The 21,566-nt window shown below is 49.9% G+C and carries 22 protein-coding genes and 1 tRNA gene; 11 read left to right on the forward strand and 12 right to left on the reverse strand.

Going from position 1 to position 21,566, the window contains the following annotated elements:
* Positions 1-20: 20 nt before the first annotated feature.
* Genes J1836_RS15925 through J1836_RS15935 form a run of 3 tightly spaced genes read left to right on the forward strand, consistent with a single transcriptional unit; the run spans position 21 to position 2,549 of the window.
* On the forward strand, positions 21-254 hold the full coding sequence (locus J1836_RS15925) for a hypothetical protein (RefSeq protein ID WP_207252117.1): 234 nt from the start codon (positions 21-23) through the stop codon (positions 252-254).
* Positions 244-657 carry a PIN domain-containing protein gene (locus J1836_RS15930; protein ID WP_207252118.1) on the forward strand — a complete coding sequence of 138 codons (414 nt, stop codon included), beginning with the start codon at positions 244-246 and terminating at the stop codon, positions 655-657. Before J1836_RS15925 ends, J1836_RS15930 begins: the two co-directional genes overlap by 11 nt.
* Positions 651-2,549 (forward strand): ATP-binding cassette domain-containing protein, encoded by a 1,899-nt coding sequence (locus tag J1836_RS15935; protein ID WP_207252119.1) that lies wholly within the window; start codon positions 651-653, stop codon positions 2,547-2,549. The genes J1836_RS15930 and J1836_RS15935 overlap by 7 nt, the downstream gene beginning before the upstream one ends.
* Here J1836_RS15935 and J1836_RS15940 read toward each other — a convergent pair.
* Entirely contained in the window at positions 2,546-3,424 is an 879-nt protein-coding gene (locus tag J1836_RS15940; protein WP_207252120.1) for a 5'-3' exonuclease, read from the reverse strand. The two genes, J1836_RS15935 and J1836_RS15940, sit on opposite strands and share 4 nt — an antisense overlap.
* Before the next feature lie 71 nt (positions 3,425-3,495).
* On the opposite strand from J1836_RS15940, the gene J1836_RS15945 reads away from it, so the two are divergent.
* Positions 3,496-4,080 (forward strand): DUF1131 family protein, encoded by a 585-nt coding sequence (locus J1836_RS15945; RefSeq protein WP_207252121.1) that lies wholly within the window; start codon positions 3,496-3,498, stop codon positions 4,078-4,080.
* Between the two features lie 39 nt (positions 4,081-4,119).
* On the opposite strand, the gene J1836_RS15950 is transcribed toward J1836_RS15945, so the two are convergent.
* On the reverse strand, positions 4,120-4,386 hold the full coding sequence (locus J1836_RS15950; protein ID WP_207252122.1) for an oxidative damage protection protein: 267 nt from the start codon (positions 4,384-4,386) through the stop codon (positions 4,120-4,122).
* The gene (gene mutY / locus J1836_RS15955; RefSeq protein ID WP_207252123.1) at positions 4,383-5,447 is read right to left on the reverse strand and encodes an A/G-specific adenine glycosylase; all 1,065 of its coding nucleotides are present in this window, start codon (positions 5,445-5,447) and stop codon (positions 4,383-4,385) included. Before mutY ends, J1836_RS15950 begins: the two co-directional genes overlap by 4 nt.
* 58 nt (positions 5,448-5,505) lie before the next feature.
* Between mutY and J1836_RS15960 the strand changes: the two genes are divergently transcribed.
* Positions 5,506-5,579: transfer RNA gene (locus J1836_RS15960), tRNA-Gly, on the forward strand.
* A gap of 18 nt (positions 5,580-5,597) precedes the next feature.
* Here J1836_RS15960 and J1836_RS15965 read toward each other — a convergent pair.
* On the reverse strand, positions 5,598-6,293 hold the full coding sequence (locus J1836_RS15965; protein WP_207252124.1) for a hypothetical protein: 696 nt from the start codon (positions 6,291-6,293) through the stop codon (positions 5,598-5,600).
* Between the two features lie 2 nt (positions 6,294-6,295).
* Positions 6,296-6,766: a hypothetical protein gene (locus J1836_RS15970; RefSeq protein ID WP_207252125.1), complete on the reverse strand. Its 471-nt coding sequence runs from the start codon at positions 6,764-6,766 to the stop codon at positions 6,296-6,298.
* A 172-nt stretch (positions 6,767-6,938) separates the two neighbouring features.
* Here J1836_RS15970 and J1836_RS15975 point away from each other — a divergent pair, with 172 nt between their 5' ends.
* On the forward strand, positions 6,939-8,177 hold the full coding sequence (locus J1836_RS15975) for a cation:proton antiporter (protein WP_207252126.1): 1,239 nt from the start codon (positions 6,939-6,941) through the stop codon (positions 8,175-8,177).
* Between the two features lie 54 nt (positions 8,178-8,231).
* Here J1836_RS15975 and J1836_RS15980 read toward each other — a convergent pair whose 3' ends face one another.
* Together J1836_RS15980 and J1836_RS15985 are read right to left on the reverse strand one after the other, a co-directional pair.
* Positions 8,232-10,265, reverse strand: coding sequence for a solute symporter family protein (locus tag J1836_RS15980; RefSeq protein WP_207252127.1), 2,034 nt, complete (start codon positions 10,263-10,265; stop codon positions 8,232-8,234).
* Between the two features lie 11 nt (positions 10,266-10,276).
* Entirely contained in the window at positions 10,277-10,591 is a 315-nt protein-coding gene (locus J1836_RS15985) for a DUF485 domain-containing protein (protein ID WP_207252128.1), read from the reverse strand.
* Positions 10,592-10,975: 384 nt separating this feature from the next.
* Here J1836_RS15985 and glnL point away from each other — a divergent pair, with 384 nt between their 5' ends.
* Together glnL and ntrC are read left to right on the forward strand one after the other, a co-directional pair.
* Positions 10,976-12,046 (forward strand): nitrogen regulation protein NR(II), encoded by a 1,071-nt coding sequence (gene glnL / locus J1836_RS15990; RefSeq protein ID WP_207252129.1) that lies wholly within the window; start codon positions 10,976-10,978, stop codon positions 12,044-12,046.
* Positions 12,033-13,451 carry a nitrogen regulation protein NR(I) gene (gene ntrC / locus J1836_RS15995; protein WP_207252130.1) on the forward strand — a complete coding sequence of 473 codons (1,419 nt, stop codon included), beginning with the start codon at positions 12,033-12,035 and terminating at the stop codon, positions 13,449-13,451. The genes glnL and ntrC overlap by 14 nt, the downstream gene beginning before the upstream one ends.
* Here ntrC and J1836_RS16000 read toward each other — a convergent pair.
* From J1836_RS16000 to J1836_RS16015, 4 genes are all read right to left on the reverse strand, one after another.
* Positions 13,423-15,099 carry an LTA synthase family protein gene (locus tag J1836_RS16000; RefSeq protein WP_207252131.1) on the reverse strand — a complete coding sequence of 559 codons (1,677 nt, stop codon included), beginning with the start codon at positions 15,097-15,099 and terminating at the stop codon, positions 13,423-13,425. The two genes, ntrC and J1836_RS16000, sit on opposite strands and share 29 nt — an antisense overlap.
* 32 nt (positions 15,100-15,131) lie before the next feature.
* Positions 15,132-16,358, reverse strand: coding sequence for a glycoside hydrolase family 18 protein (locus tag J1836_RS16005; protein ID WP_207252132.1), 1,227 nt, complete (start codon positions 16,356-16,358; stop codon positions 15,132-15,134).
* Complete coding sequence (locus tag J1836_RS16010; protein WP_207252133.1) at positions 16,355-17,107, reverse strand: WecB/TagA/CpsF family glycosyltransferase; 753 nt, start codon at positions 17,105-17,107, stop codon at positions 16,355-16,357. Before J1836_RS16010 ends, J1836_RS16005 begins: the two co-directional genes overlap by 4 nt.
* A gap of 135 nt (positions 17,108-17,242) precedes the next feature.
* Positions 17,243-18,202 carry a class I SAM-dependent methyltransferase gene (locus tag J1836_RS16015; RefSeq protein ID WP_207252134.1) on the reverse strand — a complete coding sequence of 320 codons (960 nt, stop codon included), beginning with the start codon at positions 18,200-18,202 and terminating at the stop codon, positions 17,243-17,245.
* A 312-nt stretch (positions 18,203-18,514) separates the two neighbouring features.
* Between J1836_RS16015 and J1836_RS16020 the strand changes: the two genes are divergently transcribed.
* The 3 genes from J1836_RS16020 to J1836_RS16030 all read left to right on the forward strand — a co-directional run bounded on the left by J1836_RS16020 (position 18,515) and on the right by J1836_RS16030 (position 20,066).
* Positions 18,515-18,802: a hypothetical protein gene (locus J1836_RS16020; protein ID WP_207252135.1), complete on the forward strand. Its 288-nt coding sequence runs from the start codon at positions 18,515-18,517 to the stop codon at positions 18,800-18,802.
* Positions 18,803-18,861: 59 nt separating this feature from the next.
* The gene (locus J1836_RS16025; protein WP_207252136.1) at positions 18,862-19,197 is read left to right on the forward strand and encodes a hypothetical protein; all 336 of its coding nucleotides are present in this window, start codon (positions 18,862-18,864) and stop codon (positions 19,195-19,197) included.
* 71 nt (positions 19,198-19,268) lie between these two features.
* Positions 19,269-20,066 (forward strand): hypothetical protein, encoded by a 798-nt coding sequence (locus J1836_RS16030; RefSeq protein ID WP_207252137.1) that lies wholly within the window; start codon positions 19,269-19,271, stop codon positions 20,064-20,066.
* Between the two features lie 64 nt (positions 20,067-20,130).
* On the opposite strand, the gene glnA is transcribed toward J1836_RS16030, so the two are convergent.
* On the reverse strand, positions 20,131-21,540 hold the full coding sequence (glnA, locus tag J1836_RS16035) for a glutamate--ammonia ligase (protein ID WP_207252138.1): 1,410 nt from the start codon (positions 21,538-21,540) through the stop codon (positions 20,131-20,133).
* Positions 21,541-21,566: the final 26 nt, after the last annotated feature.

Raw genomic sequence — 21,566 nt, forward strand, 5'->3', positions numbered from 1 at the left:
CTCAGCAAGAGGCAATAATTATGTATGCAGTTGAATTTGAAGCCAGTATCAACGATGGAATGTTCAAAATTCCCGAAACATTCCTCAAACTACAGTCTGTAGCAAAAGCCAAAATCATTATTATGGTGGAAGACGAGGTGACGATGCCCCAAGCGGTGAAGAAGATCGGATTTATCGAACGGCTTGCCAACAATCCTGTGCATGTAGACAAGTCGCTACAGTTCTTATCCCGTGAGGAAGCGAATGAGCGCTAAGGTATTCATTGATTCCAATGTGTTTTTGTACACATTCTCTGATAAAGAGCCACTTAAGCACACCATCGCAAAGGCATTGGTATTGGGCGGTAGGCATACGATTTCTGTGCAAGTTATCAATGAAGTCAGCAGTAATTTATTGAAGAAACTGCGGCAGAGTAATGCTGATGTCCAAGATTTTATCGATGATTGCTACAGCCGTTATCTGATTGAAAATCTCTCTCAAGCCGTTTTTAGTAAGGGTGTATCGCTCAGGGAGCGCTACAAGTTCTCTTATTACGATTCCATTATTGTGTCATCTGCGCTGCTAAGTGGCTGTCAGGTGCTTTACAGCGAAGACATGCAGCACAGTCTGCTTGTCGAAAACCAACTCACCATTATTGATCCATTTGTCCAATGCTAGTCTTCTCCGACCTAACCCTGCGGCGCGGCTCAAAAGCCCTGCTCGAATCCGCTTCCTTCAGCATCCATCCCGGTCAGAACGTCGGGGTTACGGGTGCGAACGGAGTCGGCAAATCCACCCTGTTCTCGCTGATTCGTGGGGAATTGCACCAAGACACGGGCAATTTTTCGATACCGCCCGCGTGGGTGATCGCGCACGTCCAGCAAGAAACGCCCGCTACTGACCAAACCGCACTGCATTACGCACTCGAAGGTGACACCGAATACGTCAGCCTACGCCAGCAACTTGAACACGCCGACGGCGCACACCTCGGCGAACTGCACGCCCGCCTCGATGCCATCGACGGTTACACCGCTGAAAGCCGCGCTGCCACCTTGCTGCACGGTCTCGGTTTCAAACCCGACCAAATTCACAACCCGGTCAGCAGTTTTTCCGGCGGCTGGCGGATGCGCCTCAATCTCGCGCAAGCCCTGATGTGCCGTTCAGACCTGCTCCTGCTCGACGAACCCACCAACCACCTTGATCTTGATGCGGTCATTTGGGTGCAAGAGTGGCTGAAAAATTATCGTGGCACGCTGCTGCTGATTTCGCATGACCGCGAATTCCTCGACGCGATTTGCACCAATATTGCGCACATCGAACACAGCCGTCTGACGCTCTACACCGGCAACTATTCGACCTTTGAAATCACCCGTGCGGAAAAACTTGCCCAACAGCAATCGGCTTACGAGAAGCAAAAGCGCGAACGCGAACACATGCAAAAGTATGTTGACCGTTTCCGCGCCCAAGCCACCAAAGCCCGCCAAGCACAAAGCCGCCTGAAAGCCTTGGAGCGGATGCAAGTCATCTCCGCCGCCCACGTCGATTCGCAATTCCACTTCAGCTTCCGCGACCCCGAAAAGTTGCCGGATCGCTTGCTGCATGTGCGCGAAGCGCGCCTTGGTTACGCTGACAAAACCATCATTGAAAAGGTGGAGTTGCAAATTTTCCCCAGCGACCGCATCGGGTTGATTGGCCCCAACGGTGCGGGTAAATCCACCCTGATCAAATTCCTTGCCGGACAACTGCCTGCACAAGCGGGTGAAAGCTGGCAAGCGCCCGACCTCAAAATCGGCTATTTCGCCCAGCACCAGCTCGAACAACTCAAGGTCGATCAATCGCCGCTGCAACATTTGCGCGACATGGATAAACAAGCCCGCGAACAAGATTTGCGCAACTTCCTCGGCGGTTTCGCTTTCCAAGGTACACGGGTGGAAGAGGCGATTGCACCCTTCTCCGGCGGCGAAAAAGCCCGCCTAGCGCTGGCTTTGCTGATCTACCAACGCCCTAATTTGCTGTTGCTGGATGAACCGACCAACCACCTTGACCTCGATATGCGCCTTGCCCTCAGCATGGCGTTACAGGAATTCAAGGGCGCAATGGTCATCGTCTCGCACGACCGCCACATGCTCAAAACCGTCACCGACAAGCTATTACTGGTCGATAGCGGCAAAGCGCTGGAATTCGATGGCGACCTTGACGATTACGCGGCGTGGCTGCAAAACCGTTTCCGTGCCGAGGAAGCCGCCAGCAAGCCAACCGATCAAGCCGCCGCCGCGCACACCTCCGCCGGACGCAAAGACCAGCGCCGCGAAGCCGCCGAAAAGCGCAAACAGTTACAGCCCTTAAAGAAAAAGATCGACAAGTTGGAGCAGGAAATGAACAAACTCCAACAACAACAAGCCGCGTTAGAAGCACAGCTTGCCGACCCCGACATTTACAGCGATGCCAACCGCCACAAGCTCAAGCAACTGGTGCTCGACAAAAGCAACCTCGATGCCAAATTGGAGGAGGTGGAAATGGAATGGATGGAGCGTAGCGAAGAATACGACACCGCGATGGCAGAGAATTAAATGGCAGACCATAGTAGGAATTGTTGTTCGCTCAATCCCAACCGTTCGCACAATGCCTGCAACTGCACCAAATCCTTAGCCTTACGCCGTAAATCCAGCGGTACATCGGGCACGTCGCAATAAATCTCGGTTAATTGCCGTGCCAGCCGCACCGTTGCCTGATGTTCCTCGACCAGTTCTTGCAGGCGTTTTGCCCCACGGGTTTTCATTAGCCCGATGTCGGGAATGCGCGATAGCAACACTTCCACGTTGCTGAATTTCTGTAACAGTTTGGCGGCGGTGGACATGCCTACGCCCGGAATGCCGGGGATGTTATCGGCTACATCGCCTGCTAGGGCTAGTTGATCGGGGATTTGCGCAGGCCAGACGCCGAATTCTTTTTTCACGCCACCAGGGGGTAATGGCGTGCGTTTGCCGTAATCCCACCAAATATCGCCTGCGCCGACTAATTGCGCTAAGTCTTTGTCGCCACTGATAATCATGCAGGCTTGTCCGTTATCACGCTGCTGTTTTGCCCATGTGCCGATTACGTCATCCGCTTCAAAGTGGGGGCTTGCGGCTTGCACAATGCCAAGTGCATCCAAAAAATCCCGGCACAGTTGAAACTGCATTTTGAGATCGGCTGGGGCAGGTGTGCGGTTGGCTTTGTAGGCGGGGTAAATAGCTTTGCGGGTAGAGGTTTGCAGGCTGATGTCGAAGGCAAATGCAATGCAGTTCGGTTGTTCGGTTTGCAGGAGGTTGTAGACAAAACGCAGGAAACCGAGTACCGCATTCGCGGGTTGTCCGTGGCTATCGAACGTGGTGGGCTGGCGAATGAACCACGGGCGGAACACGTAAATACTGGCATCGACGAGCCAGACGGGATTTTCAGGCATGGTATTTTTTCGGTAGGGGATAAGTTTTTGGACTATAACATGACGGTGATGCTATGGATAAAGGAGTGGACATGCGTAATCTGCGGGTAATGAGTGGGGTGGTGCTGGTAACTGCCGTGCTATTGAGTGGGTGCGATGAGCAGCCTAGTTCTGCCGCGTTGCCAGCGGTGAAGCCGTTGGAGATGTTGTCTGCCGATGGGGTGGGGCCGCTTAATGGTGCAACACCGTTTAACCTGCATGATATTACGATGGCGTTTCAGGGGTTGAATGTGGCGCAACGCACCAACTTTTCTGAGGGTGCAGAATATCCTGTCATTACGGTCAGCAAGGACTTGAAACCACTTTTGAGCATTAACCCCGATGCCAAGCAAGAAAAAGTCTTCTCGATCATGGTGCACGATAATTTGATCGGGAATCGTATCGGGCATCCGCTTGGCTCGAAATTTACCGATGTCTATAGCGCCAATTCGACGGAAGAATGTGGCGCAGGTTCGGAAGAACTCTCTGGTAAAGTGCTGTGTTACGCGCCGAAAACCGGCAATGTGCTGTATTTGTTTGGCGGAACGTGGACGGGGCCGGATGGCTCAGTGCCGCCGAAAGATGTACTGGCGAATTGGCGGATGGAAGCGATGATTTGGAAGCCACCGGTTCAGTGACGTTGGTTAGGGGCGGTTCACGAACCGCCCCTACGAGTTTCAAACGGGTTTGAAGTTATCAATTGCGCTCGCACCTTCGCCAAAGAAGAATTTTTCCATTTCTTCTTGCAGGAATTTGCGGTCTTTGGGGTTGATGGTGCTGAGGCGGTATTCGTTGATGAACATGGTTTGTTGCTTTAGCCACTTGCCCCATGCTTCTTTGGAAACGTGTTCGTAAATGCGTACACCCAGTACGCCGGGGTAGGTTGGGCGTTCCAGTCCTTCTGCTTCGCGTCCTAAATGGACGCAGTTCACCATACGTGTCATGTGATCTCCTCAGTCGTTGAGTCAATGTTTTGGAAAAATTGCCGGACAGCAGCCGATAGCCCGCCCGTAAAATGTGTGCCTGCTTTATACCAGAGCCAGCCGTTGCCTTCCATTATCCGTGCGGGTTGCACGTCTAAATCGACCTGTAAGGGTTGCAAATGCAGGCGGTAATGCGAAAAGGTGTGGGTTAAAATGGGTAAACGTGCGGATACCGTGCCGTTTTGCCCGATATGTTGCGCCAGCCAGTCGTGCATAGCCGTTTCATTGGCAAATTCGGGGAAACTCCATAAGCCGCCCCAAATGCCGGTGGGGGGGCGGTGTTGCAGGAGTAATTCGCCGTCATGATTGCGCAATAGCAAGGCGATGGCGCTTTTTTCGGGCAAGTTTTTTTTCGGGCGTTTGCCGGGGTAATCGTGCGGTCTGCCTTGTTGGAAGGCTTGGCAGCCGTCTTGTAACGGGCAGAGCAAGCACAGCGGCTTGCTGCGGGTACACAGGGTCGCGCCCATGTCCATCATGGCTTGGGTGTAGTCGGCATTGCGACTGGCGGGTAGGTGCTGTTCGGCATGTTCCCAGAGTTGTTTGAGGGTGCGCGGTTCACCGCTCCAACCTGCAATGGCGTGGTAACGTGCCAATACCCGTTTGACGTTGCCATCGAGGATGGCTTCGCGTTGCCCATGGCTAAGGGAGAGGATCGCGGCGGCAGTGGAACGCCCAATACCGGCTAAGGCTTCCATGCTGGGCAGGGTGGTGGGGAATGCGCCCGCGTATTCGTCACGCACTTGTTGCGCGGTTTTGTGTAGGTTACGGGCGCGGCTGTAATAGCCTAAGCCTTCCCAGTGTTTCAGTACATCGTCTTGCGGTGCATCGGCGAGGGTTTGCACATCGGGAAAGCGTTGCATAAAACGTTCATAGTACGGAATGACGGTGGCAACTTGAGTTTGTTGCAGCATGATTTCCGACACCCAGACGCGGTAAGGGGTAGGATTTTGCTGCCAAGGCAAGTCTTTGCGCCCGTGCTGATCGAACCATACCAGTACTTTATCTGCAAATGTCATCATCATCGTTGTTGTCTCGGCGAAAACGCACTACAATAGCGACCTGCTGACACTATCTCAATAAGCGGGTGTAGTTCAATGGTAGAACGGTAGCTTCCCAAGCTGCACACGTGGGTTCGATTCCCATCACCCGCTCCAAATCCCCTACTTTTCCCTTCACTCGTCCATATAATCGCCCATTTTTGGCGCGAATGGATCCATTACCACAATCTTGCCATCTGTCATGCGGTGCATTAAGTTATCGCCATGCAAATCCCAGTTCAAATATTTTTTATTTTCACGGTAATACAAGCACAGTTTGCGCATGTCTTCCGCCAGCGCTGCGCCGTAGCGTTCTGCCACGTAAGCCCACACTTTGAGGCGGTCGGCTTGTTCCATCCAATCAATGTCGTGGACGTGTTCGGTAAAGAAAGCGGCATCCGCTTCATCCAGATGTTCCAAGCGTTCCATCACGTAGATAATGCGGTAATCGGGTTCTTCAAACGTGAACAAGTGAATACAAGCGGGGTCGAGCGGTTGCCCTTCCTCATCCAGCACCCCGACACGGCGGGCAAACGGTACGTTGGTGAGCTTATGTTTTTGGATGGCATCCAGAAAATACTCCAGCCCTAGCGACTGCTTTTCTAGCACGACGTAGTTTTTCCACGCGGCATGGTCGGTATCGGCAGTGAATAGGCGTTTGCACTCGGCGCATTTCACGCTGAGTTTCTTGCCACTGTCAAAGCATTTCATTTCGTAAACTTTGGTGAGGAAGGTGTTTTCACACTGTGGGCAATCCATGCGTTTGAATTTGCCACTGAGGAAGCAATCCAGTATCTCTTTGCTAGAGTCGAGCGGGTTATTGTTTTCCATAATCAATACTCTATTCCGTTTCTGAGGAGGATGGGGGTCCCAAATTGGGTAATGCCGGGAAAGTAGTCATCTATCCACATACCTACGCTAATGCCCTCATGTAGCATGAAAGCGCGTTTTTTCTTGCCGTCTGTTGTGTAGACACGGATGCCAGCATCTTGCAACTTGTCATGAATTTCCACGAGGTTTTCATCATCATTATCCCGCAGCGTGCAGACAATGGGCTCCCAGTTATGGCAGCGGTAAGCGTCGATAAGGTCGAGATAAAAATCCACGTCAGCCGTAATGGTGTTGTCGAAGTCGATGGCGACAATCCTTGAGGTGGGAGAATCTGCTAAGACGTAAGCATCAATCGCAAATTCGTTGAATTCAGAGATGACACGGTGTTCACCATTCAGTTTGATAGCAGCGTCCAGAATCCTAAACGCAGCACACGGCAGGCGATTGTTGTAATAAAAAACGAGTCCAGACATGCAATATTCTCTCTAGCAGGTTGCGTATTTTTACTGGTAGGCATCTAGGATAGAAGCAGGGCATCCGCTAGGCAATGACATAAAGCAAAAAATCGTTGACAGCGTGTTTTTTCTAAATTGCAGTGCAGCATTTATTGTATTCTATGTCTTTTTCATTCGAGGTATTGAGCATATGGAGTCTTCTCATTCAATTGAGTTAGCCAAACACATCTTGTTGTCGTTTGGCTTAATTTTAGGGGTTGGGACATTTTTCAGTATTGTCGCCAATAAGTTGAAAGTGCCTGATGTAGTTATGTTTTTGTTGGTGGGGCTGTGTATGGGGCCTGCTGCATTAGGATTAATTGATATTCGCGCAGATTCAACGTTAAACCAACTGATTTTGATTTTTGGTTCGTGTTACATCTTGTTTGACGGTGGTGCGTCGATCAAGTTGAAAGTCTTGAAAGAAGTTTGGGTTTCATTGGTGGTGATGGCGACGATTGGGGTGTTGATCTCCACGGCGATTACCGGTGTTGCGGCTTACTACATTCTGGGGCTTGCGCCGATCGTGGCTTTGCTGTTGGGTGCAACGATTGCTTCGACTGACCCTGCTACGCTCGTGCCAGTGTTCCGTCAAGTGAAAATCAAAGAGCGCGTGGCACAAACCGTGATGAGTGAATCCGCATTCAATGATGCGATGGGCGCGATTGTGACGTTTGCGGTGTTGGGCGTTGCGATGGGGCAGGGGGAATTCTCGCTTAGCCACGCGGTGGGTGATCTGTTGTGGCAGTCTGCCTTAGGTGTTTTGGTCGGCGGTATCTTTGGCTATCTGGCGGCGATGTTCATCGCACATGAAAAAATGAGCTTCTTGGCAGAATACGCGCCTATTGTCAGTGTGATGGCGGTGATTGGGGCTTATATGGGCGCTGATGGTGCTCATGCGTCGGGTTTTATGGCGGTGTTTGTCTTCGGCATTATGCTGGGTAATAAAGAAATGTTTGGTTTCAAAATGGAACATGGCGAAGAGGCAAAACTGGAGGATTATGTGCTGACGACTGGTTTAATGATGCGCATGTTCATTTTTATCTTGCTAGGCGCACAGGTTGATTTTGCGTTAATTAACCAGTATCTCGTCGGTGGTGTTATCGTGGTGGTTTTATTTATGTTTGTCGCTCGCCCAGCCACCGTTTTCTTGTGTGCTGGTTTTGATCGTCGCGCTAAGTGGAGCTTTAAGGAATTGCTGTTTATGTGCTGGACACGGGAAACCGGCGTGATTCCGGGAGCATTGGCAGGTATGTTAGTGGGTATGAAAGCACCGGGAGCAGAGATTATTGCTTCTGTAACCTTCATTGCGATTCTGATGACTATCATTATTCAGGCAACGACAACGAAGTGGTTAGCTAGCAAATTAGGCTTATTAGAAGAAGCGTAAATAAAAAAAGGCTTCCCAATGGGAAGCCTTTTTCAATCAGTAGCGAGCTATTGATTAGTGTGCTTGCGCACCTTCAGCATTGATACCGGTGTTCTGACGAACATACAGCTCATCCCACATCTCATCTGAGCGGCGGTCACGCGTGAACAGTGAAATCAGAATCGTCACCAAGAAGCCTAATGGAATGGAGACCAAGCCTGGGTTTTTCAACATAAACCATGGCTTTTCCAGACCCATCATGCTGGTAGTTTGACCTTCAAACTTCTTCAGATCGCCTTCCGCAGCGGTGATGGATTTTTCCAGACCTTTGATTTCCTTTTCCTTAGCCGCTTTAGCAGCGTCATCCGTCAAGGTTGCCAGATCAGCTTGTGCTTTCGCCAACTTCTCTTTAGCGCCTGGAACGGCTGGCTTTTCAGGAGCAGCTTTCACTTCTTTCTTACAGGCTGGGTCAGCAAACAGTTCGCAAGAGAAGCCCCATTGTGCAGGTGCTGCTTCTTTCGCTACGACCGCTGGTGTACCTTCTAGAACTTTCTTCGCATCAGCGATTTTTGCCAGTGGGTAAGTCATGTTCGGCGACAGCATTACCAACAGGATGGCAGAACCTGCACCCGCCAACATACCCGCAACGATACCGTAGGTATTCGCCTTCTTCCAATACAAGGTCAGGAAGACCGCTGGCAAGTTAGAAGATGCCGCTACGGCAAACGCTAACGCTACCAAGTGGGCAACGTTTTGACCTTTTGCAGCAATACCTACGTAAATAGCCAATGCACCTACGATAACGGTTGCAACGCGTGCAGCGGTGATTTGCTCTTTCGCTGTGGCATGTTCGCCACGGATAACGCCAACGTACAAGTCATGTGACATTGCAGAAGCAGAAGCCAATACCAGACCTGCTACTACCGCTACGATAGTAGCGAAAGCAACGGCTGAAACGAATGCTAAGAACAAGTTACCCAGCATAGACTCAGGACCACCACCCACAAATTGTGCCAACAAAGGTGCAGCCATGTTGCCGCCTTTATCCAACGCCATAATGGAAGCAGGTGTTACGTTCATCGCAGCGCCCAGACCCAAGAACAGGGTCAGAACATAGAAGCCGCCGATAATCGCCATTGCCCAGATAACGGATGTACGTGCATCTTGTGCCGTTGGTACAGTGAAGAAGCGCATCAGGATGTGTGGCATACCTGCTGTACCCAGAACCAACGCCATACCCAGAGAGATTTGGTCAATAGGGCTTTTCAGGTACAAACCCGGTTCAAGGAAACGTTGACCCAATTCTTCAGGCGTCATGTTAGTGGCTGCATCGCCAATCAGCTTAGCGACTTGCTTTTGGATGTCAGGGTTATCAACCGCTGCTTGCAAGAAGCCCGGCAAAGAGAAGCCATATTGACCCCAAGTGAACAACACCAGCAGGATAGATGCTGTTACCAGCAATATCGCCTTGATGATCTGTACCCAAGTGGTGGCTTTCATGCCGCCGAATACCACGTAAGTCAGCATCAGGATGCCTACCGCGATAACGGATACTTCGTATTCGATACCAATCAGCGTTTTAACCAGAACACCACCGCCTACCATTTGAGCTGTCAGGTAGAAGGTGGAAACGGTTACGGTAGAAACCGCTGCGACTACTTTTGCGGCTTTCGGGTTGTTACGGAAGGCAAGGATGTCGCCTAACGTGTACTTACCGATGTTCCGGCAGGGTTCAGCAATCACTAACAATACGGTGATATACGCGACCAACCAGCCTACGGAGTACATGAAACCGTCATAACCGTACAAAGAGATCAGACCCGCGATACCCAAGAAGGAAGCGGCTGACAGGTAGTCACCTGCAATCGCCCAACCATTCTGCACACCAGTAACAGAACGACCTGCTGCATAAAAGTCAGCAGCAGATGCAGTTTGTTTCGCGGCACGGTATGTCACATACATGGTCATACCGATAATCAGACCAAAGACCAAGAAAGTTAGCCATTTGAATTTGTCAGCAACTGCACCACCTTCAGCGGCGAACGCAGTCTGGCTTGCTAACAAGCCTAGCAATAGGGCGATTGAGCCTGCCCAAAACGTTTTCTTCATGTGTGTCTCCCTTACTTGATCAGGCTAGAATCGCGGACAATTTCCGCAGCCATCGCATCGAAATCGCGGTTAGCACGACGCGCATAAATAGCCGCGATCGTCCAAGCGACAACGAACTCGGATAACGCAAACAGAATGCCCACGTTCATTGGCCCCCAAACCTTAATTTTAAACAGGTCGGGATAGTAAGCCGCCCCAATGGGCAGCAGGAAGTAGTAGATGGTTGAAATAGCCATCAGACTCCACAAAAAGGTCGTTTTCTTTTTGTGTAAAGCCTGAAAGCGCGGGTCGTTATCAATAGCGGCCCAGTTGATGTTTGATGACATATAAGACTCCTCCGTTTGTTCTGCAAACGCAACGAGTTTAGCTTGAATGTAAACAGAATGTAAATTGCCATCGGAGTGAATTTTATGGATTGCACGACATTTTGTAGATTCTTGAACGGCATTTCAGGGGGATAGCGCCTGATTTGGGGGAGGTTACGTTTTAAATTGTCGACAATTTAAGTTTTTAGCGTTTTCATCTTTCGTGCCAAGTTTGTTGTATTTATGCCAAAAAGCATATTAATTGATCAATATCCCGCGAATGAAGATTTGCACTATCATGGTGCATGATACGTGGGCACTGAGGTAAAATCACCAGATGCTTTAATTAGGTTGTTGATATGAATGAAAAAAAATCTATGGCACTAAATTTGCATTGTTCTTGCCATGAATAATGCAAGTTTCAATAAAAGTGATTTACTGGATACCCTGACCTGCTCCATTGTGGTGCTGGACACTGGTTTGCGGGTGGTTTACATGAATCCATCCGCAGAAATGTTGTTCGGGCAAAGCCAGCAACGGGCTGCGGGTGCACCTGTTGCACTACTTTTGCGCAGTCATGAAGTTCTGGAACATCTAGCGTTGGCGTTGAGTTTGAGCGACCCGCAATCCATCCGCGAATGTGTCATTGAAGTTGCACATGCTGAACAAATTACCATTGATTGCGTGATTACACCGATTTCATTACGCGATTGGGAAAACCATTTATTACTGGAAGTGCATCGAATTGACCGTAAATTGCGCATCGTGCGGGAAGAGCAAGTCATTTATCAGCAACAAGCGGTACATGAATTGGTACGTGGTATTGCGCACGAAATTAAAAATCCCTTGGGTGGCTTGCGCGGTGCAGCACAATTATTGGAAAGTGAGCTGGAAAATCCTGAGCTGAAAGAATACACCCAGATCATTATTTCTGAAGCGGATCGCCTCAAATATTTGGTGGATGGAATGCTCGGCCCTAGCCGCTTGCCGCATACTGAAAGCGTCAATATTCACGAAGTGTTGGAACATGTGCGGCATTTAGTCAGTGCCGAAATGCCTGCCAGCATTCAATTTATCCGTGATTACGATCCTAGCCTGCCAGAGTTCCAAGGCGATCGGAATCAATTGGTGCAGGTGGTGCTGAATATCGTGAATAACGCTACGCGTGCCTTGGGTGGTGCTGGTGTTATTGAATTGCGCACGCGCATTTTGCGGCAATTTACCATTCAACAAGTGCGTTATCGCCATGTATTGAAGGTTGATATTTGTGATGACGGCCCAGGTGTGCCGGGGCATTTGCAGGATAAATTGTTCCTGCCAATGGTCAGTGGGCATCCCGAAGGCAGCGGGCTAGGGCTGGCGATTGCACAGACCTTGATGCGTCGTCATCACGGTTTGATTCATTGTGAGTCCGTTCCGGGGCACACCTGTTTTTCTATTTTGATTCCGCTGGAGGAAGACCATGCCGCACACTGAACAGGTTTGGGTTGCTGATGATGACCGCTCGATCCGCTGGGTTTTGGAGCGCACCTTGCAAAAAGCAGGCATCGCTACCCGCAGTTTTGAGACAGCGGATCAGGTTATTATTGCCTTACGCAACGAACAACCGGACGCGCTAATCACCGATATTCGGATGCCCGGTACGGATGGGCTGATTTTGTTGGAACGGATGCAGCGCGAACACCCGATGATTCCCGTGATCATTATGACCGCGCATTCCGATCTTGAAAGCGCGGTCTCGGCGTATCAAGGCGGGGCATTTGAATATTTGCCCAAGCCGTTCGACGTGAATGATGCGCTAGAATTGGTGCGGCGTGCTTGCAAAATGCGCCGTGAGCGTGAAGGCGAAAAGGCGGCTGACCCCGTGCTGGAATTGCTGGGTGGGCGCGACATTATTGGTCATGCGCCCGCGATGCAGGAAGTGTTTCGAGCCATTGGGCGTTTGTCCAAATCCAGCATTACCGCATTGATTACGGGCGAATCCGGTACGGGTAAGGAATTGGTTGCCAAAGCCTTGCACACGCACAGCCCACGTTCCACCAAACCGTTTATTGCACTGAATACCGCCGCGATTCCACGCGAACTGTTAGAGTCCGAATTGTTCGGGCACGAAAAAGGTGCATTCACGGGTGCGTATGCACAACGCAAGGGACGTTTTGAGCAAGCCGACGGTGGCGCACTGTTTTTGGACGAGATCGGCGATATGCCCGCCGAATTGCAAACCCGTTTGCTGCGCGTGTTGGCAGAAGGCACGTTTTACCGCGTCGGTGGGCACACCCCTGTGAAAGTCGATGTGCGCATTATTGCAGCCACGCACCAGCATTTGGAAGAATTGGTGCATAAGGGGCAATTCCGCGAAGACTTGTTCCACCGTTTGAACGTGATCCGTATTCACAACCCACCCCTGCGCGAACGTCGTGAAGACATTCCCTTGCTGCTGAATCATTTCTTGCACCGTGCGGCAGAAGAGTTGCAGGTCGAAATGAAAGCGCTCTCAGGGCGCGTGACGGAACATCTGCAAACCTTGCCGTGGCCGGGGAATGTGCGCCAATTGGAAAATACTTGCCGTTGGTTGACGGTGATGGCATCCGGTCGCGAAATCGTTATGGATGATTTGCCTGCGGAGTTGCTGGAGGTTGACCCCGGCAAGACGGAAGTGCCGGATAATTGGGAAAAAGCGCTGGCACAATTCGCCGATTACAGGCTCAACAAGGGTTCGGTGAATTTGCTAACCGAACTTAACCCGATTTTCGAGCGCATTTTGCTGCAAGCGGCGTTAAAGAAAACCGGCGGGCGTAAGATCGAAGCGGCGGATTTGCTGGGGTGGGGGCGCAATACCCTCACGCGCAAACTCAAGGAGTTGGAGGTTGAAGACGTTTAAGCATTGCCTGATTCTTGGGTAACGCGTCTTCAAAACCACAGAATGCCCCCGAACAAGCTTGTAAATGTACCAGCTTGTCGGTGAGGTAACGGCTTTCAAAGCCCGCATAGCGCAGGGTAAGCGCATCCAACATCGCCACGTCAATGGTTTCATATTCCATCCCATCCAGCAGCTTGTGGGTGACGTAGCCTTGCGCCGAATCCCACACATTGAAATAGGTGCGGAAGCGGTCTTGCTTGTAAAAATCCGCTTCTTTGAAATGTGCCGCCACATCGCCGGGGATGTGATCGCCAAAGGTCACAACAATGGTGCGTTCCGGGAGCTTTTTGAGTTGCTTGAGCAGGCTTTCGTAGGCTTTGACCGATAATTTCAGGCGTTCGTTGTAATCCAACATAATCGAACATTGTTTGTCGGAAAGCACCGGTGCGCAGCGTTGTGCATCCGGTTTCATACCTTTTTCATGGGGTGAATGCTGGCGCATGGTCGCGACGAAAGTAAACAACGGCTGGTCGTTGAGTTTGACTTGCTTGACGGCTTCATCGAAAAAGATTTCATCGGGCAGTTTGTTCCAGCGGCGATTGTCGCATTCCGGCAAGGCTTTGCAGTCGATGAAGTCTTGAATCCCCAATTGTTCGTGAAACCGTTTGCCGCCGTAAAACCGCCCTGCAATCGGGTAAATAGTTTTGGTTTTGTAGCCTTGTTGCGCTAGTTGGTGCGCAATGCGTCCATCCAGCCGTCCGGGGGCGAACAGGTTAATGGATTTCCAGCCATTGCCATACAACGGCGGGGCTACCCCGTGTAGGAACGCGATTTCCTGTACCCACGTCGAGCCGCCAGCGGTGTAGACCTTGAGCGGGTACGCATCCTTGAAGAATTCACCTTGTGGCTTGAAACCGAGCACTTGTTCGGGGCGGAAAGTCGATTCTTCCAAAATCACGATGATATTGGGTTTTTTCTCTGGTGCGGTAGTGAAGGCTTCGGCTTGCTGATCCGCTTTGAAACAGCAATAGCTGGTGTCGTGCGGTTGGGTCGGTTCGGTCAGTTGGGTGCGCCAGATGCTTTGTACAAAAATCGGCAAGGTTTGTTTGTATTGTGTTGTCCATTGCAGATCGATGTAAAACGGCGGCAAATTCAGGGCAATTAACAACGCGGCACTGCTGGCAAAGCCGACGGCAAATGTTTTACGTTCCCAGCGCACCGTGGGCTGCTCTAGTGCGAAGCTTGCGATTAACAATACGGCATAGCCAAGGATAAGCAGGGTGGGGAGCAAGCCCATTTCAAAGAGCGTTTCGGCACTTAAAGCGGCAACGATCAAATCCGGCGCGACCAATTGCGAGCCAAGGAATTGGTATTTAATCGCTGCGCCAACCCACAAGCCGCCAATGACGACGGAAGCAACCCCAGCGGCTGACCACAGGCGGCGTGATAGCCACAGCGCCCCACTGAACAATATGACCCACGTGCTGAGGATGTATAAACGGTTATACGCAAAACCCCATGCGCCGTCGCTACCTTGGTCGGCAAACAGTACATACGCCATGCCCAGCGTCGCGGGTACAGCAATGATTGCAGGAATAAGGTTGTGCCTGAATGCCAAGGTGGTAATTCCAATCCATGAAACGGTGATACAGAATAACCAGTTTGTCATTAATTTGTAACATTAGTTGCATTCCACCTGTCTTATTTTTGCAACGCCTCTGCTACGGCTTGGCGAAGCGGGCGGCGTTGCCCAACAGGTTGTGAATCGCGCTGATCTAAGCCTAGTTCCCACACAATCACCCCGCCTAAGCCTTGATAGCGTGCAAAGTCTATTTTGGCAGCAATGGCGCGGGCATCGTTGAAGTTACAAAACATGTCTTGCGCGGGGTCGGCAGCATCGACACTGAACCATGCCATTTGCGCCAACTCATCCCATTGATAGTGATCGGGAATCAGGTGTTGCTGGTGCATATCGGCAAAGCTGCGTTTGAAATACTGGGGCGGTTTAATCCATGATTGGCGTGGCAGGGTGACACCTTGTCCGTTGCTGGTTTCACCGCCTTGCCAGCATGACACGTCAAAGCTGATGCCTATGCCTAATTTACGGCGTGGCACGCCCGCTTGCAGGAATTCATCGACCCAGTTGGCAATGGAGGGAACTTCGTGGCTAAAACCGGGAAAGCGCAACCCGCCATTGTGCAAGGCACTGTCAAACCACGGAATCCAACCGTCATAGGGTTGTGCCATGTCGTAACTCATGAGGTTGATCTGGTCAAACTTATCGGCAAGCTGAGCCATGATGTGCCGATCACGGAAACCGATGGCGGTGGTAAGCAGTGGAGCGCGTCCCAACAGAGCGCTGGTGCGGGTTTGCAAGGCTTTATGCAGTTCGGTAATAAAGGCGTTGAAGTTGGGATTCGCCTGCTTGTCATCCAACGTGACGGGTTCCATGTCGATGTCTACACCGTCGTAGCCGTCCGTATCCAGCAGGTACAAAATGTTTTTGAGGAAGGTTTGCTGGTTGCTTGGGCTAATCGCGGTATTGAAAGGTTCGTGTTGTCCGGTAATAACTAACAGAATGGGACGCTGGTGGGCGTGCGCCAGTTGCACCGCGCGTTGGCGGCTGGCGGGGTTATAGCTGTTGGTATCGGTATCCAGCGAACCATCCGCATTGGGCATGGCAGACGCGTGCGCAATATGGGTGAGCAAGCCATAGTCTGCCGCTTCCATGAAGGCAATGTCTTGCCCATTGTGGTGATAGGCAGGCAAATAACCCGTCACCCACGGCTGGGCGTTGTATTGTGGCATATCGGGCGGGCGGCGGTTGTTGGCATACCAGAGGCTTAAGATCAGTAATAAACCCAACAATACAGCCAGCACAATAAGTAGCTTGCGCTGCGGCAGGCGACCATGAAGACGATAGTTCAAAGGAGGTGTTTCCTTCCAAGTGCGATGTGATGATTATAAAGCACGCTGAAGAAACGCGTACTTTCTAGCAAGCGTTTTAGCCGGAATAAACGCGGTTCGGTCAGAAAACGCCACAGACCTTCCAAGCCGCTCTTTTGCACAAGACGTGGAGCACGTTTGGTTTGCCCTGAAACAAAATCAAATGTGCCGCCACACCCTACGACTAAACGCACTTGTTGCTGGCGCAGGAAATCGAGGTGGTCATTGATCCAATATTCCTGCTTGATTGCGCCGAAGCCGACGAAGAGGAAGTCCGGTTTGAACTGGTGAATTTTGTCGAGGATCACTTGATCGTGTGACACGGCAAACGGGTAGGTTTCATGCGGTGGCGAGTAGCCCCCGACCCGGATACCGTATTGTTGCTGGATTTTGTTAACCGCTAAGGCATTGCTACGGCTACTGCCACCCAGTAAAAACAGGCTCTTATTATGCTGCTGGGCATAGTCACAGGCATCGTAGATAAGGTCTGAGCCGCTGATTTTACTAAAGTGCTGCCGCAAGTTGAACAGTCGGGCAAACAAATAGGGTATTTGCCCATCAAAGGTGGCGCAGTTCGCGTTGATAATATTGAGAAACTTGAGGTTGTGGCTGGCTTTGACGATAAATTCGGCGTTAACCGTGACGACAAAGCGCGTGTCAGCCACTTCCTCAAAGAGCTGGGATTGTTCCAGACCGCAAAAATGAATCCCACAAAAATTAATGGATACCACATAGCCTCCCTCAAGTGAATCAATGAGTTAAATGGTGGTAATTTGTTGTCTTCATGAGTATAAGCAAGTAATTTACGGAACTAATGAACGTTATTTGCTCTTCTTCCCAGAATGTATTTATGGGGTATAGGTGTATTACACGACTTTCTGGATGTAAAACGACCCAGGGTCATTGGTATCGCTCAGGAAGGGGCATTTCTCCTTGAGTTTGCTGAAATGGTTGTGGTGCAGGTAGTTGACGGCTGCCAGCACTTTCCAGCTTTGATTGCAGGATAGGAACGCTTCCAGCAAGTATTGTTCGTTCCACAGACGTACTTCATCTGTCACCCACTGGCTGGGGTAGTCACGCGGTGAAAAAATATCATGGATATGCACCATGACACCTTTGTTTAAGGACGGTAACAAATCTAAGTATTCAAACAAGACATCCCCTTGTGGGCGGATGATGTGGGATGAGTCGATGAACAACAGATCGCCATCACCGAGTTGTGCGAACAGAGTTTTGTCGAGTTCCTCGACGCGTTGCCGGACGACGCTTACGCCGGTTTTTTCCAGCCACGGCATTTCGTAAGGCTCGACGCACAAGTGCTGGCACTGGTACGTGGGGTCTTCTGCCTGATTCTTTTTTATCGCTTGAATTGCCATGAGCGTGGAATTACCACTGCCGATTTCAAAAATGTTAGCCGGTTTTTTCAAACGGATTAAATTGTATAAAAATTCAGCGTCACCCGCTTTGAAATTAGCGTTGCCTAAGTAATAAGTCAGGTCATCGGTTTTGAGGGTTGGCGTATCCTCCAGCTCGTTGCCGTAATGGAAACTGTCCAGCAACGTGAGTTGTTCGGGGATGTTCCAATTGATGCCGGGCAGGCTGCGCGTATCTTCCAGCGAATGGTGCAAAGCGCGGCTATCGAACATGGGTTCGTAGTAATGTTTCATGATCGGAAACACACCCACCTGCATCAGGGCGCGGCGACATAACGGCATTCTGCCAACCCCTGCTTTTCTGATGGTTTTGAGAAAATAAGCTGCTGGGTAAACAGCAGAGAATACGGCAAAATCAATCCACGGCAATATGCTTTCTATCATCTTTCTCATTATTAATACTCCACGCCGAATTTGATTTTTAAATCAGGTCGTTAAATTCGCTGATTCAAGTATAAGCGGAAATCTTATTTTAAAATGTATATTATTTGATCTTGCAGTGAGGATTTTTGATATAAATCATATATTATATTTTCTTATAATTAATTTATTAATGGTCATACAAAAAATCATCAATCCTCATTTAAAATTTTGTGTTTAAAAAAGCACAATTGTTGCTTGAATATTACAGGATATGGCTTATGCTTATTTGGTCCCCTGCAAGGGGGCTAGTGTAGATGAGTGAAATATTAGGAGTATTAAAGTATGAAAAGGATTGCAGCACTTTCTGCCGCGTTGGTGTTTTCGAGTGCCTCCGCATTTGCGACTGAAGTTGATATTGAAATGTTAGTTCATGATGTTGAAATCTATCAGGCGCAAGATGGTACTGATTTATCACAGCGTGCGATCATTTCGCATGTGAATGATAGTTTTGATGGGCGGGCAAAGATTTATGTCCACAATTCAAAAATTTATCAAAAACAACAAGGGCAAAAAGGCTCTCAGTCGGCCACCATTGCGACTATTTATGAAGACACTACCCAGTCTAAATAAATGAAAATGTCCCCGCTCTTAAATTAAAGAGTGGGGGCTATTTGTTAGGGAGGTAATTGATGAAATACTTATTAATACATTATGTATTGTTCGCTGCTTTGGCTTTGAGTGCCACCTCGGTTTCCGCTTTGCCTGATGGCAGTGCGCCACCTTCCATGATGGATATGTCTGCTACGTTTGCGAAGACTCGCGCTCAGTTGCGGGCTTACGATATGGATGTTCGGAATACGGGTACTGATGTTGACCCCTTTGAAGTGGGTGCATTGGATACAGCAGGTTCGGCAGGTTGCGATATTAATGTCGGCAATGTGGTATTGGATGATACGGCGGGAATGCCTAATGATATTATCATATTTGTGCAAGGCGATATTATGCAAGCCAATAATTGCCGTTAATAAATCGGTGCTTTCTTGTTATTTCATCAATTAATACAAAAATAATAATTTTGGAGTGTAAGAGCCTGTTTATGAAAAATATAAAAAATCCATTAATAATGGCGTGTGTTGCAATAATGTGTGGTTGTGCTAGTGTCGACTCAAAGTTGGAAGATAAATTGGAGAGCGAATTCGCGGAAATAAAAAATGGGCCAAATGGTGCGCCTTATAAAAACGTTACCAGTTTTTCAGATTCGTTAGGTTGTATGGATCGTTTGATGCTGGCAAGAAATGTTCGCGATATTCCCGTGATGGTGGAGGACATTGATGATAAAACCGAAGCGGTTAAAACCGGCGTTCGGGATATGCTGGTTTCTGCTATTTCCGAAATGACCTATAAAAGCCACGGCATTAAACTCATTTTATATGGCAAGGATTCGGGTAATCTCATCTCTTTTTTAAAAGCAGCCAATAATAATAAAGTTTATGAGGCGATGCCATTATACGATATTCAAGGTTCTATCAGTCAGTTTGATAAAGGCGTGACCAGTGTTGACGCGAGTATTGGTTTATTTGCGCGGCGTGATGGTGGTTTAGGTGCGGCACGCGGATCTTCCTTGAGTGTGGTGGCGTTGGATTTGAATATGATTAGCACCAAAGACATGAGTATTGTTCCCGGCGTTTCCTCTAAGAATTCCGTGGCGATTTTCCAGCGCGGTGATTCCTTGGATGCGGATGCGAGTATCAATAAATTCGGTGTCTATTTCGATATAAACCTGAATCGCAATGAAGGGCAAGCGCAAGCGGTGCGTTCGCTGGTAGAGCTGGCTGCGGTGGAAATTGTAGGTAAGTTGACGCAAGTGCCGTATGAGCAATGCCTGAAAAACTGATGTGGCAGACAGAGAAACGCCCCATTCAAGGGGCGTTTCTTATGGCTTAAGCGCGTAACACGGCTTAGAGCGAGTAGTACATGTCAAACTCAACTGGATGAGTGGTCATGCGGAAGCGCGTGACTTCTTCCATCTTCAGGTCGATGTAAGCGTCGATCATGTCATTGCTGAATACGCCGCCTGCGGTCAAGAACTCACGGTCTTTGTCGAGTGCTTCCAGCGCCATATCCAAGGAATGGCAAACCCGTGGGATGAGTTTGTCTTCTTCTGGCGGCAGGTCGTACAGGTCTTTGTCCATCGCTTCGCCGGGGTGAATCTTGTTCTTGATACCATCCAAGCCTGCCATCATCAGCGCTGCGAATGCCAAGTAGGGGTTCGCGGATGGGTCAGGGAAGCGCACTTCGATACGGCGACCCTTCGGGCTTGCTACGAATGGGATGCGGATAGACGCGGAACGGTTACGCGCGGAATAAGCCAGCATAACGGGTGCTTCAAAACCGGGAACTAAACGCTTGTAAGAGTTTGTGCCGGGGTTGGTGATCGCGTTCAGGGCTTTGGCGTGCTTGATCACACCGCCGATGTAGTACAGCGCGGTTTCAGACAACCCCGCGTAGCCGTCGCCTGCAAAGGTGTTTACGCCGTCTTTTGCCAAAGACATGTGGACGTGCATCCCAGAACCGTTATCGCCTACGATAGGTTTAGGCATGAACGTAACGGTTTTACCGTACTGATGCGCCACGTTGTGGATGACGTATTTTTGACGTTGTACCCAATCTGCACGGGTCGTCAGGGTAGCAAAACGTGTGCCGATTTCGCACTGCCCGGCGGTCGCGACTTCATGGTGATGCACTTCAACTGGAACGCCCACTTCTTCCAAAATGTTACACATGGTAGAACGGATGTCTTGGAAAGAATCGACGGGCGGCACGGGGAAATAACCGCCTTTTGTGCCGGGACGATGACCCATATTGCCGTCTGGGTAAGCTTTTTCAGAGTTCCAGCCCGCTTCTTGGGAGTCGATTTTGACGAAAGAGCCGCTCATGTCCGAACCCCAACGTACATCATCAAAGATGAAGAATTCAGGTTCTGGGCCAAAGAAAGCGGTATCGGCAATACCAGTGGATTTCAGGTAAGCCTCAGCGCGTTGCGCGATGGAACGTGGGTCACGCTCGTAACCTTCCATCGTGGTTGGGTCAACGATGCCGCACGAAATATTCACGGTTACGTCTTGGAAGAACGGGTCAACGAAGGCAGTCGCGGGGTCTGGCATCAAAATCATGTCAGATTCATTGATACCTTTCCAGCCAGCAATGGATGAGCCATCAAACATTTTGCCTTCGGTGAAGGTGTCTTCTTCCACGGTGTAAGCAGGGACAGTGACGTGATGTTCTTTGCCACGGGTGTCAGTGAAACGGAAATCGACGTATTTCGCGTCGTTGTCTTTGATCATGTTAAGAACGTCTTGTGCAGACATGATGTGTCTCCTGATAAATGTAGAAG

Source organism: Thiothrix fructosivorans, assembly GCF_017349355.1.
GTDB lineage: Bacteria > Pseudomonadota > Gammaproteobacteria > Thiotrichales > Thiotrichaceae > Thiothrix > Thiothrix fructosivorans.

Bases quoted from the DNA above. Each gene is read 5' to 3' on its own strand.
- J1836_RS15925 (WP_207252117.1), top strand. From the start codon at position 21: ATGTATGCAGTTGAATTTGAAGCCAGTATCAACGATGGAATGTTCAAA.
- J1836_RS15930 (WP_207252118.1), top strand. From the start codon at position 244: ATGAGCGCTAAGGTATTCATTGATTCCAATGTGTTTTTGTACACATTC.
- J1836_RS15935 (WP_207252119.1), top strand. From the start codon at position 651: ATGCTAGTCTTCTCCGACCTAACCCTGCGGCGCGGCTCAAAAGCCCTG.
- J1836_RS15940 (WP_207252120.1), bottom strand. From the start codon at position 3,424: ATGCCTGAAAATCCCGTCTGGCTCGTCGATGCCAGTATTTACGTGTTC.
- J1836_RS15945 (WP_207252121.1), top strand. From the start codon at position 3,496: ATGCGTAATCTGCGGGTAATGAGTGGGGTGGTGCTGGTAACTGCCGTG.
- J1836_RS15950 (WP_207252122.1), bottom strand. From the start codon at position 4,386: ATGACACGTATGGTGAACTGCGTCCATTTAGGACGCGAAGCAGAAGGA.
- mutY (WP_207252123.1), bottom strand. From the start codon at position 5,447: ATGATGATGACATTTGCAGATAAAGTACTGGTATGGTTCGATCAGCAC.
- J1836_RS15965 (WP_207252124.1), bottom strand. From the start codon at position 6,293: ATGGAAAACAATAACCCGCTCGACTCTAGCAAAGAGATACTGGATTGC.
- J1836_RS15970 (WP_207252125.1), bottom strand. From the start codon at position 6,766: ATGTCTGGACTCGTTTTTTATTACAACAATCGCCTGCCGTGTGCTGCG.
- J1836_RS15975 (WP_207252126.1), top strand. From the start codon at position 6,939: ATGGAGTCTTCTCATTCAATTGAGTTAGCCAAACACATCTTGTTGTCG.
- J1836_RS15980 (WP_207252127.1), bottom strand. From the start codon at position 10,265: ATGAAGAAAACGTTTTGGGCAGGCTCAATCGCCCTATTGCTAGGCTTG.
- J1836_RS15985 (WP_207252128.1), bottom strand. From the start codon at position 10,591: ATGTCATCAAACATCAACTGGGCCGCTATTGATAACGACCCGCGCTTT.
- glnL (WP_207252129.1), top strand. From the start codon at position 10,976: ATGAATAATGCAAGTTTCAATAAAAGTGATTTACTGGATACCCTGACC.
- ntrC (WP_207252130.1), top strand. From the start codon at position 12,033: ATGCCGCACACTGAACAGGTTTGGGTTGCTGATGATGACCGCTCGATC.
- J1836_RS16000 (WP_207252131.1), bottom strand. From the start codon at position 15,099: ATGACAAACTGGTTATTCTGTATCACCGTTTCATGGATTGGAATTACC.
- J1836_RS16015 (WP_207252134.1), bottom strand. From the start codon at position 18,202: ATGAGAAAGATGATAGAAAGCATATTGCCGTGGATTGATTTTGCCGTA.
- J1836_RS16020 (WP_207252135.1), top strand. From the start codon at position 18,515: ATGAAAAGGATTGCAGCACTTTCTGCCGCGTTGGTGTTTTCGAGTGCC.
- J1836_RS16025 (WP_207252136.1), top strand. From the start codon at position 18,862: ATGAAATACTTATTAATACATTATGTATTGTTCGCTGCTTTGGCTTTG.
- J1836_RS16030 (WP_207252137.1), top strand. From the start codon at position 19,269: ATGAAAAATATAAAAAATCCATTAATAATGGCGTGTGTTGCAATAATG.
- glnA (WP_207252138.1), bottom strand. From the start codon at position 21,540: ATGTCTGCACAAGACGTTCTTAACATGATCAAAGACAACGACGCGAAA.